Source organism: Streptomyces sp. NPDC092369, from assembly GCF_044755245.1.
Lineage (GTDB): Bacteria > Actinomycetota > Actinomycetes > Streptomycetales > Streptomycetaceae > Streptomyces.
The window spans coordinates 187,848-202,294 of the sequence record NZ_JBIVQP010000004.1 but is presented as its reverse complement, the minus strand read 5'-3'; the positions used below and the strand labels follow the sequence as shown (position 1 = coordinate 202,294).

Below are 14,447 nucleotides of genomic sequence, written 5' to 3'. Positions count from 1 at the left end.
TCCGAGGCCGGGCCCGCACTGCATGCACCCGCACTAGTTGCACACTCAACGAATGGCCGATTCGGTGTTACCGTGCGGGTATGGCAGCGAACACCGTCGACGCCCGGCTCGAAGAGAGATGGCGGGACATCCTGTCCGTGCACGCCCGCACGATGTGCGAGATCGACCGGGTCCTGCACCCGCACGGCCTGGGCGCGAGCGACTTCGAGGTGCTCGACGTCCTCGCGTCCCAGGCGCCCCGCGAGGGCGACCAGTGCCGGGTGCAGAGCCTCGTCGGCCGCGTCCATCTCAGCCAGAGCGCGTTGTCACGGCTCATCGGCCGGCTGGAGAAGGACGGCCTGCTGGAGCGTTCCGTCTGCGCGGAGGACCGGCGCGGGGTGTTCGTCACCCTGACCGGCAAGGGCCGCGATCTGCACGCACAGGTGCTGCCGATCCAACGGGCCGCGCTGGCCCGCATGTTGGACGAGTGATCCGCGGCGCGGGACTGAATCCCCTCACGGGCGACGTCCGTTCAAGCGCGCCCGTCCGGTGCGCCGCCCCGCAGCATGAACGCGATCACCTCGTCCAACCCGTGCTCCGTGATCTCCGGGGCGAGCATGCCGTTCGCCGCCAGGTCGGCGTAGCCGTGCAGCGTCGCGAAGATCGGGATGCCGACGCGCTCGACGGAACCCTCCCGCACCTCACCCTCGCGCTGCCCGTCGACCACCAGCCGCTCGATGATCTCGGACCATTTCCGGGTGGCCTCCCGCAGGGCGGCGGACGCCGCCGGGTCGTGCTTGATCGAATACATCAGGTCCAGCAGCACGGCGTTCTCCAGGCAGAAGCCCACGTATGTGCGGACCACCGCGTCCAGCCGCTTCGGGAAGGTCTCCCCGGCGTCGGCCTGTGACTCCTCGATCGCCGAGGTCATCCGCTCGAAGCCGACCAGCGCGAGCGCGTCCAGGAGCGCCTGCTTGTCCTTGAAATGACGGCTCGGCGCGGCATGGCTGACACCCACATCCCGGGCCAGCTCGCGCAGCGACAGCGCGGCGGCCCCCTTCTCCCGGAGGGTCTCTTCGGCGCGCGCCAGCAAAGCGGCGCGCAGGTCTCCGTGATGGTAAGGACGAGGACTGGTCTGCATACGCGCCAGTGTATCGACCACGTACGCACTGCCTACATTGTTGCCGGTGCCATCATTGTTGGCGACGTCACCATTGTTGTCGTTGACAGCATTGTTGTCGGCGCCTACATTGGCTGACATGACTACTTCCCCCAGCAAGTGGAACGCCACCGACATCCCCGACCAGACCGGCCGCACGGCCGTCGTCACCGGCGCCAACAGCGGTCTCGGCATCGCCACCGTCGCAGCGCTGGCCGCCGCGGGCGCCCACGTGGTGCTCGCGGTACGGGACCCGAAGCGCGGCGAGGCCGCCGCCGCGGGCGTGCACGGCAGCGTGGAGGTGCGCCGGCTGGACCTGGCCGACCTCTCCTCCGTGCGCGAGTTCGCCGCCGACTGGCAGGGCGACCTGGACCTGCTCATCAACAACGCCGGCGTCATGAACATCCCGGAGTCCCGCACCAAGGACGGCTTCGAGACGCAGTTCGGCACCAATCACCTGGGCCACTTCGCTCTGACAAACCTGCTGCTGCCGCACATCACCGACCGTGTGGTGACGGTGGCGTCCGGCGCGCACAAGATGCCGGGCAGCCCGTACATCCACTTCGACAACCTCGACCTCACCGGCGAGTACGCCCCGATGACGGCATACAGCCAGTCCAAGCTGGCCAACCTGCTGTTCACCCTCGAACTCCAGCGCCGCCTCAGCGAGTCGGGCTCACCTGTGCGCGCCCTGGCCGCGCACCCCGGCTGGGCCGCCACCAATCTGCAGAGCCATGACGGCAGCGCCCTGCGCCGCGCCTTCATGCGGCTCGGAAACCGTTTCGTGGCGCAGGACAACAAGGCCGGCGCGCTGCCGACCCTGTACGCCGCCACGCAGGACCTGCCCGGCGCGAGCTACCTGGGCCCCGACGGTCTCGCCGAGATGCGCGGCGCCCCGACCCTGGTCGGCCGCTCCTCCGCGGCCAGCGACCCGGCCTCGGCCCGACGCCTGTGGACGGCCTCCGAGGAACTGACCGGCGTCACGTTCCCCCAGCCCGCCGCGGCCGCCACCGCGTGACGGCGGTCAGGTCCGCGCCCGCAGCCGGAACACCGGATGGTCCGCCGGGTCGGGCAGCGCCGTGAGGACCTGGGAGACGGTCGGCATGCTGCCGTACGTCTCCCGGTAGGCCACCAGCAGCGGCGGCCGCTCCGCCTCCGGCACCTCCTCGGCGACAAACTCCTCGGTACGACCCCGGGAGGTCACCCGGCACTCGGGCGCGGCCCGCAGATTCAGTGCCCAGTCGCTGAGGCCCCGGTACGACACGAGGTAGCGCTCCCCCTCGTGCTCCAGCACGGCGACCGGCACCGTCAGCCGGCGCCCGCTCCTGCGCCCGCGCACCGACAGCTTGGACACCATCGAGCGCCCGAACAGCGGCGCCAGCCGGTTGCCCACGTGCCGCTGCATCCAGGGCGGCTTGAGATACGTACGGTCCGTCATCGGTCTCCCCTTCGCATGATGTGCAGGGTCCCGAGGACGATCCTCCTCCGTGAACGGGCGGTTCAGCAGATCCCGGTCACCGCGGACGTCACTCCGGACGCAGCAGATCCCGTACGGCCGCGAAGGCCGCCTCCGTCGTCGCCGGGTCCGCACCGGGGCGGGCCAGGGCGCTCATCGGAATGGGTGTGACGGCCGGGAGGCCCTCGTACAGGGTGAGTCCGTCGGGGGCGGGCCCCACGGCGGCCAGCAGCGCCACGCCCTCACCAGTGCGGGCGATGTCGAGGACGCCCGCGAGATATCCCGCGTCGCCGACGACCGTAGCGGGCACACCGTGTGCGGCGAGGGTGGCGATGGCCCGGCGGCGGATCGCGCACGGGTCCTCGATGGCGACCAGCGGCACGGGCGCGGGCGTCGGCGGCGGCGCCCAGCCGGGGACGGCGTGCCAGCCGAGCGGCAGCCCGCCGACCCGGGTGCCCTCGGTCGCGGCGGCCTCGGTGACGTACACCGCGACATCCACGCTCCCCCGCTCCACGGCCTCCACCAGCCGGGCGGACCGGTCGATGCGGAACCGCACCCGGCAGCCGGGCCGCACCTCCTGGACGGCGGCGGTCAGCCGGGGCAGGAACTGGTCGGCCGCGTGCTCGGTGGTTCCGACGGTGACCGTGTCCCCCTCCGAACCGAGCAGGGTGCGTACGGCTTCGTCGTGCACCGCGAGGATCCGCCGGGCCTGTTCCAGCAGCCGTCGCCCCTCGGGCGTGAACCGGGTGCCGCGGCCGTCGCGCTCGACGACCGGGCTGCCCAGCGCCTTCTCCAGTCTGCGCACGTGCTGACTGACCGCGGACTGGCTGAGGGCGAGCGTCCGGGCGGCCCGGTGGAAGCCGCCGCAGTCGGCGATCGCGGTCAGGCTGCGCAGGGCCACGATGTCGAGGACAGGTGGGGACATGCCGCGACAGTAACCGCTCTCGGTGATCGATCGCGATTCCTGATCGGTTTCGATGCGGAATCATCGTTGGACGCGATCGGTCATGTCCGGTCATGATGAGCACATGTTGACCGCGACCGCTTCCGCTGCCCTTCTGACGCAGCGCCGAGTCATTGACTTCGGCGTGGCGTGCAGCGCGCTCTGTCGCTGACCTTCCCTTCGGTGGCCCGCCACCGTTCGAGCTGATCACTTCCGCGTACACGGGCGTCCGCCCTCGCTGACACGTGACAGCCGCTTCCGCGTGCCCTCTTCACTCCCTGTCCGCCGGCCCGCTGCTCCGCCCACGCCCCTCTGCCCCCGAATGCAACGGGAGTTGCCCCCTCATGTCCGCATCCTTCTCCTGGGACGAACCCGAAGGCCTCGCCGCGCGCGGCACGTTGATCGTGCTCGCGGGTCGGGGTGAACACGGCGGTGTGTGCGAGCGGTTCGGGCGTCGGCTCGCCTTCGACGCCTACCGGGTACGCGCCCTCGGCGACCCGACCGACGATCCGTCCGTGCTCGACGAGGCCGCGAAGCTGCTGGCCGACGAGTCGCTGCCGGGCCCCAAGGTGCTCGTCGGTTCGGACACCGGCGCCCGCCACGCGGCCCACCTCGCCGCCGAGCGCGTCCCGGGCCTGGACGCGCTGATCCTGGTCGGCCTGCCCACCACGCCCTGGAATAAGGGGAGTTGGGAGGAGGAGGTGGCCGCCCGGACCGCCTGCCCCACGCATCAGGGCCGACTCACCAACGACCCGGACTTCCGGCGCGGAGCCCTGGCCGTGACCCCGGACCTGCCCGAGCTCCGGCTGGACCTCGTGCGGGTCCCGGTCCTCGCCCTGCACGGCAAGGACGACGAGGTGAGCCCGGTCGAGGAGGCGCTGAACGCGTACGCGGGTCACCCCGGCATCCACGCGGTGACCTTCAACAACGGTCGGCACGACGTCCTCAACGACGCCCTGCACCGCACCTCGGCCGCCACCGTCGTGCTCTTCCTTGAGCGACTGCGGCTCTCCCCCGAACTGCCCGCGATCGCGGAGGACCAGGCATGAGCGTCACGACCACCGTCACCGAACTCCGCGACCTGCTGGCCTCCGACACTCCGCCGGTCGTGCTCGACGTCCGCTGGGCGCTGGGCGATCCGCACGGCCGCGACCACTACGCCGACGCCCACATCCCGGGCGCGGTCTACGTCGACCTCGACCGCGAACTGGCCGCGCCTGCCACCCCGGAGGGCGGTCGGCATCCGTTGCCGGACCTCGCGGAGCTGCAGGCGGCGGCCCGGCGTTGGGGTCTGCGGCAGGGGCAATCCGTCGTCGTGCACGACGACCTGGGCAACACGGCCGCGGCGCGCGCCTGGTGGCTGCTGCGGTACGCGGGCGTCGGGGACGTCACACTTCTTGACGGGGCATTGGGCGCCTGGCGCTCTGCCGGGCTGCCGCTGGAGTCGGGGATCCCCACCGATCCGGCACCCGGGAACGTCGTCCTGCGGGCGGGCGGCCTGCCGACCACCGACGCCGACGGTGCCGCCGAACTCGCCGCGACCGGGCTGCTGTTGGACGCGCGGGCCGCCGAGCGGTACCGCGGCGAGGTGGAGCCGGTGGATCCGCGCGCGGGCCACATCCCGGGCGCCGTCTCGGCTCCCACGGGCGAGAACCTGGCGGCCGACGGGACCTTCCTGCCGGCCGAGGCACTGCGCGAGCGGTTCGAGAAGCGGGGTGCCGGGACGGCCGACCGGATCGGCGTCTACTGCGGCTCCGGCGTGACCGCCGCCCATCAGATCGCCGCACTGGAGATCGCCGGCTTCGAGGCGGTCCTCTTCCCCGGCTCCTGGTCAGCCTGGTCCACCGATCCCGCCCGCCCGGCCGCCACCGGCCCGCTGCCGGACTGAGGAGAAACCCCGCCATGACGACGAAACCGCTGGACGTGGGAGTCCTGCCCGACCAGGACCGCCCGGAAGCCCCCTCGCCCGCCACCCGCGTCACCATCCGAGGCACCACCAAGACCAGCCGCCGCTTCAGCGTTCCCCGCTCGGTGCGCCGGGCCGCGGGACCCGTGGGCCTGATCCTCCTGTGGTTCCTGACCTCGGCCACCGGAGTGCTCCCCGAGTCCGTCCTGGCCTCACCCGTCGACGTCGTACGCCAGGCCGTCGAGCTGACGAAGAACGGCGAACTGCCCAGCGCCATCGCCGCGTCGGGCCGCCGGGCCGCCATCGGCTTCCTGATCGGCGCGACCGTGGCGCTCGGCCTGTCCCTGCTGGCCGGGCTGTTCCGGCTCGGCGAGGACGTCATCGACTCATCGATGGGCATGTTCCGGGCGATCCCCTGGGTGGGTCTGATCCCGCTGTTCATCGTCTGGTTCGGCATCGAGGAGACGCCGAAGATCGCGCTGGTCGCCCTCGGTGTGACGTACCCGCTGTACTTCAACATCTACGGCGGCATCCGCTCCACCGACTCCCAACTCGTCGAGGCGGCACGGATGATGGGCCTGGGCCGGCTCGGACTGATCAAGTACGTCATCCTGCCGAGCGCGCTGCCCGGTGCCCTGGTGGGCCTGCGGTACGCCCTGTCCACCGCCTGGCTGGCGCTGGTCTTCGCCGAGCAGATCAACGCGGACGCGGGACTCGGCTATCTGATGAGCAACGCCCAGCAGTACTTCCGCACGGACGTCATCGTGCTGTGCCTGGTCGTGTACGCGCTGCTCGGCCTCGCGTGCGACTTCGCCGTCCGGATCCTGTCGCGGCGTCTGCTGACCTGGCGGGCCAACTTCGAGGGTGAGGCGTAGACATGGCCAACTCCGTCGAAATACGTGGGCTTTCGCGAGCCTTCGACGGCAACACCGTCCTGCACGAGCTCGATCTGGACATCCGTGAGGGCGAGTTCGTGGCCCTGCTCGGGCACAGCGGCTGCGGCAAGTCGACGCTGCTGCGGATCCTCGCCGGGCTCGACGACGAGATCGGCGGCGAGGTGACCGTGCCGGCCCGCCGCAGCGCCGCCTTCCAGTCGCCGCGCCTGCTGCCCTGGTTGAAGGTGTGGCGCAACGTCGTCCTCGGGCTGCCGGGGCGGCCCGACCGGGACCTCGCGCTCAAGGCCCTCGACGAGGTCGGCATCGCGGAGCGCGCCACCGTGTGGCCCAAGACCCTCTCCGGCGGTCAGGCGCAGCGAGTCTCGCTCGCCCGGGCCTTGGTGCGCGAGCCGGAACTGCTGCTCCTGGACGAGCCGTTCGGTGCCCTGGACGCCCTGACGCGCGGCAAGGTGCAGCAACTGGTCGCCGAGCTGTGGCGGTTGCACGGCTGCGCGATCCTCCTGGTCACCCATGACGTGGAGGAGGCGCTGCTGCTCGCCGACCGCGTGCTGGTGATGGACGAGGGCCGGATCGCCCACGAGGTGACCGTCGATCTGCCCCGCCCGCGCGATCTGACCGCCCCCGAGTTCGTGACCCTGCGCGCCCGCCTCCTGAACTGGCTCGGCGTGACCCACACCCTGGAAGGAACCCCCTCGTGACACGCAGACTCGCCATCGCCGCGACGAGCTTCACCGCCCTGCTGGCGCTGACCGCCTGCGGCGCGGACTCCTCGGCGGACGCCTCCTCCAAGCAGGTCACCCTGACCATCGGCGACCAGGCCAAGACCCTGCAGACGATCGTCGCCGCCTCGGACGCCCTCAAGGGCGCCGGATACAAGGTGAAGTGGGCCGAGTTCGAGGGCGCGGCCCCGCTCTACCAGGCCGTGCAGGCGGGCGCCGCCGACACCGGGTACTCCGCGGACCTGCCGGCGCTCCAGGCGCTGAGCGGCGGGGTGAAGGTCAAGAACGTCGCCGCCCTCAAGAACGACGGCACGCACGTCGGCATCGTCGTCCGCAAGGACTCCGGCATCGACAGCGTCAAGGACCTCAAGGGCCAGAAGGTCGTGGTGTCCTCGGCCAAGGGCAGCATCTCCGAGTATCTGCTGGCCAACGTGCTCAAGCAGAACGGCCTGAGCTACAAGGACGTCAAGGTGCAGTACCTGCTGCCGACCGACGCGCAGGCCGCGTTCGCCTCCGGGAAGGTCAAGATCTGGGCGACCTTCGGCGTCTACCAGGCCGTCGGTCTGGAGCAGGGCGGCAAGCTGCTCATCGACGGCGCGGACGGCAGGGTCAGCGGCATCGGCTTCATCAACGCCTCCGAGAAGGCCCTCGGCGACGCGAAGAAGAAGGCCGCACTCGGCGACTTCCTGGGGCGGCTCGGCACGGCCCTGAAGTGGACCAGCACCCACCAGGACGCCTACGCCAAGGCCATCGAGGAACGCAACGGCGCCGACGCCTCCGTGGCGAAGACCCTCGCCTCGGCCGCGTACAGCCAGGTCCTGCCGATCACCCCGGACATCGACACGACCGTGCAGGGCGTGGCCGACCTCATGAACGGCATCGGCGTCCTGGACCCGAACGTCGACGTGGCGAAGTCGGCCGACACCTCCCTGCTCAAGTGACCTTCACGCGTTAGGAGTTCGTTCATGCCTGTCGAGTTCATCAGCGCCGTCCACACCGACTCCGGAGCCTCGGGCCCGGCGGCCTCCAGCCGGACCGGCTTCGACCGCGACCACCTGCGCAAGTACGCCCGCGCCCTGGACGACGGCGGCTTCGACCACACTCTTGTCGCCTACCACTCGGCCTCGCCGGACGCCTTCCAGGTCGCCCAGTACGTCGCCACTCACACCGAGCGCGTCCGCCCGATTCTCGCCCACCGCCCCGGCGTGATCTTCCCGACGCACGCGGCCCGCGCTTTGGCCACGCTGGACCAGATCAGCGACGGCCGGCTGACGCTGCACATCATCTCCGGCGGCAGCGACGAGGAGCAGCACCGGGAGGGCGACTATCTCAACAAGGCGGAGCGGTACGAGCGTTCGGACGAGTACATCCAGATCCTGCGGAAGGTGTGGCAGGCCGAGGGACCCGTCTCGCACGAGGGCAGGTACTTCAAGTTCGAGGGCTACTACTCGGACGTGAAGCCGGTGAACGGGCTGGTCCCGATCTCGGTCGGCGGCTCCTCCCAGGACGCCTACCGGGTGGGCGGTCAGCAGGGCGACATCTTCGGGCTGTGGGGCGAGCCGCTCAAGGAGACGGCGGAGCAGATCGCCTCCGTCAACGCGGTCGCGGAGGCCGCCGGGCGCCCGCACCCCCGCATCTGGGTGTCGTTCCGGCCGATCATCGCGCCCACCGAGGAACTGGCCTGGGAGAAGGCGCACCGCACGCTCGGTGTGCTCAAGGACCAGGCGAGGAACACCGAGTTGCTGCGTCACTACCGCACGACCGGCCGCCCGGCCAACGTCGGCTCCCAGCGGCTGCTCGACATCGCCGAGCGCGGCGAAGTGCACGACCGCTGCCTGTGGACCGCCCCGGCGGTCGCCACCAACGCCGCCGGCGCCTCGACCGCGCTGGTCGGCACCCCCGAGACCGTCGCCCAGGCGCTGCTCGACTACGTCGACATCGGCTGCGACCTGCTGTCGATCCGCGGCTACGACCCGCTCAACGACGCGATCGACTACGGCCGGCACGTCCTGCCGCTGGTCCGGCAGGAGCTCGCCCACCGCGCCGCCGCGTCCCGGGCCGCCTGAACCACCCACCCCAACTCCCGTTCCAGGACACCCTCATGGAGACTCCGTGTTGTTCCGCCGTTCCCTGCGCACGTCCGCCGCCGCGCTCGCCCTGCTGGTGCCCTTCGCGGCCGCCTGCGGCGGCGCCGCCGAGGCCAAGTCCTCGTCCGACATCTCCTCCGTCACCCTCAAGGTCGGCGACACCGGCTGGAAGGTCGACGAGGCGATCCTCAAGTACGCCCATCTCGACGACACCCCGTACAAGGTCAAGTGGAGCCTGTTCCAGGGCGGCGACCAGCAGCTCCAGGCGATGCGCGCCGGAGCCCTGGACCTCGCCTCCTCCAGCGAGATCCCGCCGATCTTCTCGGCCGCCGACGGCAGGCCCAACTTCAAGGTCGTCGCCGTCCAGCGCGGTGCCACCCTCAACCAGGAGGTCGTCGTCCCCAAGGGCTCGAAGGTGACCGACATCGCCGGCCTGAAGGGCAAGAAGGTCGGCTACGTCCAGAACACCACCGCCCACTACTTCCTGTACGAGCTGCTCAAGCAGGCCGGCCTGAAGTGGTCCGACATCGACGCCAAGCCGCTGCTCCCCAACGACGGCCTCGCGGCCCTGAACGGCGGCAGCATCGACGCCTTCGCCTCGTACGGCACGTCGATCATCACGGCCCACCAGCAGGGCGCCCGCACGATCGGTTCCGGCGCGGACATCCTGTCCGGCAACTTCCTCTGGTCGGCCCGCGACAACGTCCTGAAGAGCCCGGCACAGCGGGCCGCCGCGGCCGATCTCATCGCCCGGGTCACCAAGGCGTACGCCTACGTCCGCGACGGCCACGAGGACGGCTTCGCGAAGGTCACCGCCGAGGCCACCCACCAGCCCCTGACCCAGGCCAAGTCGGATCTGCTCGCCGCGCAGAGGCAGCGTCCGACCCAGGCCCGGACGGTCGGCGACGACACGATCGCCTCCCAGCAGAAGGTGGCCGACGCCTTCACCGAACTCGGCGCGCTCAAGGAGCACCTGGACGTGAAGTCGTTCTGGACCACGCAGCTCAACACCGACCTGAAGAAGGCCCTGTGAGCGACCGGACCACGATCGACCGCATCGCCGAACTGGCCGCCGGACACGACCGGTCGGGCGCGTTCCCCGCCCAGTCGCTCCGGATCGCCCACGAGGCGGGGCTGCTGACCGCGACCATAGGGGAGCGGTACGGCGGGAAGGGCGCCCGGGTCGAGGAGAGCGCGCGCATCCTGCACACGCTCGGCCGGGGCGACCCGTCCGTCGCCCTGATCGCGGCGATGACCCTCAACACGCATGCCCGGCAGGCCGTGCAGCCGCACTGGCCGGACGAGGTGTACGCGCGCCTGGTCAAGGAGTCCTTCGAGCGGCCCGTCCTCATCAATCACGCACGCGTGGAGCCCGAGTTGGGCTCCCCCGCGCGCGGCGGACTCCCCGCGACCCTTGCTCGGCGCACCCCCGACGGCTGGTCGCTGAGCGGGACGAAACGCTTCGTGACCGGCGCCGAGGGTCTGGACTGGTTCCTGGTGTGGGCGACCACCGACGAGTCGGAGCCGCGCGTGGGCACCTTCCTGGTGCCCGGCGGCTCTCCCGGCATCGAGGTCACCGGCCGCTGGGACCAGTTGGGGTTGCGGGCCAGCGGCAGCCATGACGTGACGTTCCGGGAGGTGCGGGTCCCCTACGAGCACGTGATCGGGATCGGCCCGCACGGACCGGCCGCCGAGCAGGACAACCGCGCGGGCGCGGCTCTCCATCTCCCGCTCGCGGCGCTCTACTTGGGCGTCGCCCGGGCCGCGCAGGCGTTCTTCCACACCTTCGCCCACGAGCGCGTGCCCGCCAACCTCGGTCATCCGGTGGCCCGTACGGAACGCTTCCGCCGGACCGCCGGTGAGATCGAGGTGCTGCTGGCCGGCGCCGAGCAGTTGGTGTTCGGCGGGGCCGCGAGGCTCGACGCCGAGGACACCTCGTACACCCCTGAACAGGCACTCGGCGCACGCGTGTTGGCCGACCGGCACGGAGTGCGGGCCGTGGAACTGGCCGTGCGGCTGCTCGGCAATCCGGGCCTTGCCCGCGGCAACCCCCTGGAGCGGCACTTCCGTGACATCCAGTGCGCGCCCGTGCACGCGCCCCAGGAGGACATCTCCCTGCTCGCGATCGGAACGAAGGCACTCAACCCGTGACAGCAGCACCGGAAACGACCGTGTCCGCGCAGTTCCTGGGCCTGCTCGCCCGCGATCTGCCGCCCGACCGGCTGACCACCGACCCGGTCGTGCTGGCCGCGCACGCCACCGACCGCTCCGGCACCCGGCCGCACGGCGAACCGCTCGCCGTGGTGCACGCGGAGCGGACCGAGGACGTCACCGTCACCCTGCGGCACGCGCACGCGCTCGGCGTTCCGGTGGTGCCGCGCGGCGCGGGTACAGGGCTGTCGGGCGGCGCGACGGCCGGCGAGGGCGCGCTCGTCCTGGACCTGTCCCGGATGAACCGGATCCGCGAGCTGTCGGCCGACGACCAGCTCGCCGTCGTCGAACCGGGCGTGATCACGGCCGAGTTGGACCGGGCGGCGGGCACGCACGGGCTGCGGTACGCGCCGGACCCGGCGAGCGCGGCGATCTCCACGATCGGCGGGAACATCGCCACCAACGCGGGCGGGCTGCGCTGCGCGAAGTACGGGGTGACCCGGGACAGCGTGCTGGGTCTGGAGGCGGTCCTCGCCGACGGCACGGTGATCACGACCGGCCGCCGTACGGTCAAGGGCGTCACCGGCTACGACCTCACCGCGCTGCTCACCGGCTCGGAGGGCACCCTCGCCGTGATCACCTCGGCGACCCTGCGGCTGCGTCCGGTGCCGGTGGCGACGGCGACGCTCGCCGCCTGGTTCGACTCCTTCGAGGCGGCGGCCGAGGCCTCGTACGCGATCGCGCGGGCCGGGGTGGTGCCCGCGCTGGCCGAACTGGTCGACGGGCCGGTCCTGGAGGCGATCGACCCGGCGTTGCGGGCGCGGGGCGCGGCACTTCTGCTGGTGCAGTGCGACGGGGCCGGGGCAGCCATCGAGGCGGCGGTCGTCGAGCGGGTCCTGGCACCGCTGGCCTCGACGGTCGAGGCGACGGAGGATCCGGTCGAGGCCGAGCGGCTGCTGGCCGCCCGGCGGCTCGCGCTGCCCGCGCTTGAGCGGCTGGGCCGGCCGCTGATCGAGGACATCGCGGTGCCACGGTCCCGGCTCGCCGAGGCGGCCCGGGAGATCCGGGACATCTCCGCCCGGCACGGCGTGCCCGTCTTCACCATCGCGCACGCGGCGGACGGCAACCTGCACCCGATCATCGTGGTCGACCCGTCTCTCGACCGGCTGCCCGACGCCGCCTGGGAGGCGGCGGGCGAGATCTTCGCGCTGGCCCTGCGACTCGGCGGCACGCTCACCGGCGAGCACGGGGTGGGCGTACTGAAGCGGCAGTGGGTCGCCGACGAACTCGGGCCCGCCGCCCACGCGTTGCAGCGACGGCTGAAGGAGGTGTTCGATCCGCGCGGGATCCTCAACCCCGGCAAGAGCCTGTGAGGCATATCCGGCCGCCCTTGGTGCCATGCTCATCGGAGACGTGTCGGAGGGCACCGGGGAGAGTGCAGGTTGACCGAGACAGCGCACCGGGCGGCGGAGTTCAGCAGGTACGAGACGCGCTCCGTGGAGGAGACGCACGACTCCATCGCGACCCACTACTACGACGCGCGGCTCGTGGTGATGGGCGAACGCGCCGATTTCTCCAACCGCTTCGAGGTGGCCGACCTCGGCGCGCTCACCGTAGGCCGGATCACCTTCGGCACGGAGATGCGGTTCGGCTTCGGCGAACCGGGCTGCTACCACGTGATCGTGCCGCTGGAAGGCGTGTGCAGCGTGCGGCAGGGCAGCGAGGACTTCGGGTACGCCACATCCCGACGCGCCCTCTTCTTCGACCCGGAGCACCACATACGGATGGACACCTGGTCGAACGACTGCGACGCGCTCACCGTGAAGGTCGACAAACTCGCCCTGCACAGCACTCTGGAGACCCTGCTGGGCACTTCGCTGCGGCGCCCGCCGAAGTTCGCGCCCGCCCTCGACGTCACGCGGGGGCCCGCCCGCAGTTGGGCAGCGCTAGCCCGATGGACCCTGCTCGAAGCGGACGTCGCCCAGGGCCTGTTGTCCAACCCGCTGATCCGGGGCCGCTTCGAACAGACGCTGCTGGAAGGCCTGTTGCTGGCCGCGGACCACGACCACCGCGATCACCTCGCGTACCCGCCGCCGATGCGGCCCGCGTCGGTCAGACGGGTGATGGACGTCGTACAGGAACTGCCCGCCGAGCCCTACGACGCGGCCGGGCTCGCGGCGATCGCCCAGGTCGGCCTGCGGACCCTCCAGGACGCCTTCCGCAAACACGTGGGCATGTCCCCCATGGCCTACGTCACGGAGGTGCGCCTGCAGCGCGTGCACGACCAGTTACGGGTCTCCGCGCCGGGTACGGCCACCGTCGCGGAGGTCGCCTATCGGTGGGGGTTCACCCACCTGGGCCGCTTCGCCCAGCGCTACCGGCGCCGCTTCGGGGAACCGCCGTCGCAGACCCTGCGGACCATGTGAGGGCGGCCGCCCCGCGCCCGCCGTGGACCGTCTGAGGCTGTCCTGCGCGTACGAGGACACGAAACCCGCGCAGGACGGACAAGCCCCGCGTTTTCCGGAGCGACCGCGCCGCAGCGGCCGCATATTGTCCGTACGGCGACCGTGGCGGAGGCTGGATGAACGGTGTCGGCGCGGTTCATCCCCGCTGTGCGCGAGAGCCGGGGCGCGGGGGCGGGAGACTGCCCGCGTCCGTCCCAAGGGCCCGGCCGCTCCCCCTCCGAATCGGTGGCCGGGCCCGAACGGCAGTCCCTAGGGCCGGGCCAGCAGGGTCCGTACGCCCTCGGAGGTGAGCGTCAGCGGGTGCGCGGAGCCGGCGTCGATGCTGAGCGCGAGTTCCTCGGCGGGCCACTGCGAGGCGAGTGCGGCCAGCGGTACCAGTCGGTAGCGCGAGACGAACGGCAGCAGCTCGGCCAGCTCCCCTTCCGAGGTGAACACCGGCACCACCGGAGCTCCGTCGGGCTGCTCCAGCACGGGCAGCGCCACGGCCGCCGGATCGGCGGCCTCCTCCTGCTGCGCGTCGTCGGGCACCGGCACGAGCACCTCACTGCTCGCGAGCGCGGCCAGCGCCGCCGTGTCCTCGGTGTTGACGGACAGCGCGTCCAGCGCCCTGCGGGCGGGTGTCTCGGCGTGGTCGTGTGCGGGTGTCTCCATGGCAGATCCCCTGATAGCGGGCGTTCGAACGGCCT

Annotated in this window: 16 protein-coding genes; 12 read left to right on the top strand and 4 right to left on the bottom strand. The window is 71.6% G+C overall.

Features of this window, described 5'->3' with window-relative positions:
• The first annotated feature begins 80 nt into the window (after positions 1-80).
• Positions 81-470 carry a MarR family winged helix-turn-helix transcriptional regulator gene (locus tag ACIQI8_RS24720; RefSeq protein ID WP_402354575.1) on the top strand — a complete coding sequence of 130 codons (390 nt, stop codon included), beginning with the start codon at positions 81-83 and terminating at the stop codon, positions 468-470.
• Positions 471-511: 41 nt separating this feature from the next.
• Here ACIQI8_RS24720 and ACIQI8_RS24715 read toward each other — a convergent pair whose 3' ends face one another.
• Positions 512-1,120 carry a TetR/AcrR family transcriptional regulator gene (locus tag ACIQI8_RS24715; RefSeq protein ID WP_402355962.1) on the bottom strand — a complete coding sequence of 203 codons (609 nt, stop codon included), beginning with the start codon at positions 1,118-1,120 and terminating at the stop codon, positions 512-514.
• A gap of 118 nt (positions 1,121-1,238) precedes the next feature.
• Between ACIQI8_RS24715 and ACIQI8_RS24710 the strand changes: the two genes are divergently transcribed.
• Positions 1,239-2,156: an oxidoreductase gene (locus ACIQI8_RS24710; RefSeq protein WP_402354573.1), complete on the top strand. Its 918-nt coding sequence runs from the start codon at positions 1,239-1,241 to the stop codon at positions 2,154-2,156.
• Between the two features lie 6 nt (positions 2,157-2,162).
• Here ACIQI8_RS24710 and ACIQI8_RS24705 read toward each other — a convergent pair whose 3' ends face one another.
• Positions 2,163-2,576, bottom strand: coding sequence for a nitroreductase family deazaflavin-dependent oxidoreductase (locus ACIQI8_RS24705; protein ID WP_402354571.1), 414 nt, complete (start codon positions 2,574-2,576; stop codon positions 2,163-2,165).
• Positions 2,577-2,664: 88 nt separating this feature from the next.
• Entirely contained in the window at positions 2,665-3,519 is an 855-nt protein-coding gene (locus ACIQI8_RS24700) for a LysR family transcriptional regulator (protein ID WP_402354569.1), read from the bottom strand.
• A 362-nt stretch (positions 3,520-3,881) separates the two neighbouring features.
• Here ACIQI8_RS24700 and ACIQI8_RS24695 point away from each other — a divergent pair, with 362 nt between their 5' ends.
• The 10 genes from ACIQI8_RS24695 (at position 3,882) to ACIQI8_RS24650 (ending at position 13,722) form a co-directional block, all read left to right on the top strand.
• Complete coding sequence (locus ACIQI8_RS24695; protein ID WP_402354567.1) at positions 3,882-4,586, top strand: alpha/beta hydrolase; 705 nt, start codon at positions 3,882-3,884, stop codon at positions 4,584-4,586.
• A complete protein-coding gene (locus ACIQI8_RS24690) occupies positions 4,583-5,425 on the top strand; it encodes a sulfurtransferase (RefSeq protein WP_402354565.1) in 843 nt (280 codons plus the stop codon). The genes ACIQI8_RS24695 and ACIQI8_RS24690 overlap by 4 nt, the downstream gene beginning before the upstream one ends.
• Before the next feature lie 14 nt (positions 5,426-5,439).
• Complete coding sequence (locus tag ACIQI8_RS24685; protein WP_402354563.1) at positions 5,440-6,318, top strand: ABC transporter permease; 879 nt, start codon at positions 5,440-5,442, stop codon at positions 6,316-6,318.
• 2 nt (positions 6,319-6,320) lie between these two features.
• A complete protein-coding gene (locus ACIQI8_RS24680) occupies positions 6,321-7,037 on the top strand; it encodes an ABC transporter ATP-binding protein (RefSeq protein WP_402354561.1) in 717 nt (238 codons plus the stop codon).
• Positions 7,034-7,999 (top strand): ABC transporter substrate-binding protein, encoded by a 966-nt coding sequence (locus ACIQI8_RS24675; RefSeq protein WP_402354559.1) that lies wholly within the window; start codon positions 7,034-7,036, stop codon positions 7,997-7,999. The genes ACIQI8_RS24680 and ACIQI8_RS24675 overlap by 4 nt, the downstream gene beginning before the upstream one ends.
• 24 nt (positions 8,000-8,023) lie before the next feature.
• Positions 8,024-9,124 carry an LLM class flavin-dependent oxidoreductase gene (locus ACIQI8_RS24670; protein WP_402354557.1) on the top strand — a complete coding sequence of 367 codons (1,101 nt, stop codon included), beginning with the start codon at positions 8,024-8,026 and terminating at the stop codon, positions 9,122-9,124.
• Between the two features lie 46 nt (positions 9,125-9,170).
• Positions 9,171-10,178 (top strand): ABC transporter substrate-binding protein, encoded by a 1,008-nt coding sequence (locus ACIQI8_RS24665; RefSeq protein WP_402354555.1) that lies wholly within the window; start codon positions 9,171-9,173, stop codon positions 10,176-10,178.
• The gene (locus tag ACIQI8_RS24660; RefSeq protein ID WP_402354553.1) at positions 10,175-11,296 is read left to right on the top strand and encodes an acyl-CoA dehydrogenase family protein; all 1,122 of its coding nucleotides are present in this window, start codon (positions 10,175-10,177) and stop codon (positions 11,294-11,296) included. The genes ACIQI8_RS24665 and ACIQI8_RS24660 overlap by 4 nt, the downstream gene beginning before the upstream one ends.
• Entirely contained in the window at positions 11,293-12,669 is a 1,377-nt protein-coding gene (locus ACIQI8_RS24655; RefSeq protein ID WP_402354551.1) for an FAD-binding oxidoreductase, read from the top strand. The genes ACIQI8_RS24660 and ACIQI8_RS24655 overlap by 4 nt, the downstream gene beginning before the upstream one ends.
• Positions 12,670-12,738: 69 nt before the next feature.
• Positions 12,739-13,722: an AraC family transcriptional regulator gene (locus ACIQI8_RS24650; RefSeq protein ID WP_402354549.1), complete on the top strand. Its 984-nt coding sequence runs from the start codon at positions 12,739-12,741 to the stop codon at positions 13,720-13,722.
• 288 nt (positions 13,723-14,010) lie between these two features.
• Here ACIQI8_RS24650 and ACIQI8_RS24645 read toward each other — a convergent pair whose 3' ends face one another.
• The gene (locus ACIQI8_RS24645; RefSeq protein WP_402354547.1) at positions 14,011-14,412 is read right to left on the bottom strand and encodes an SseB family protein; all 402 of its coding nucleotides are present in this window, start codon (positions 14,410-14,412) and stop codon (positions 14,011-14,013) included.
• Positions 14,413-14,447: the final 35 nt, after the last annotated feature.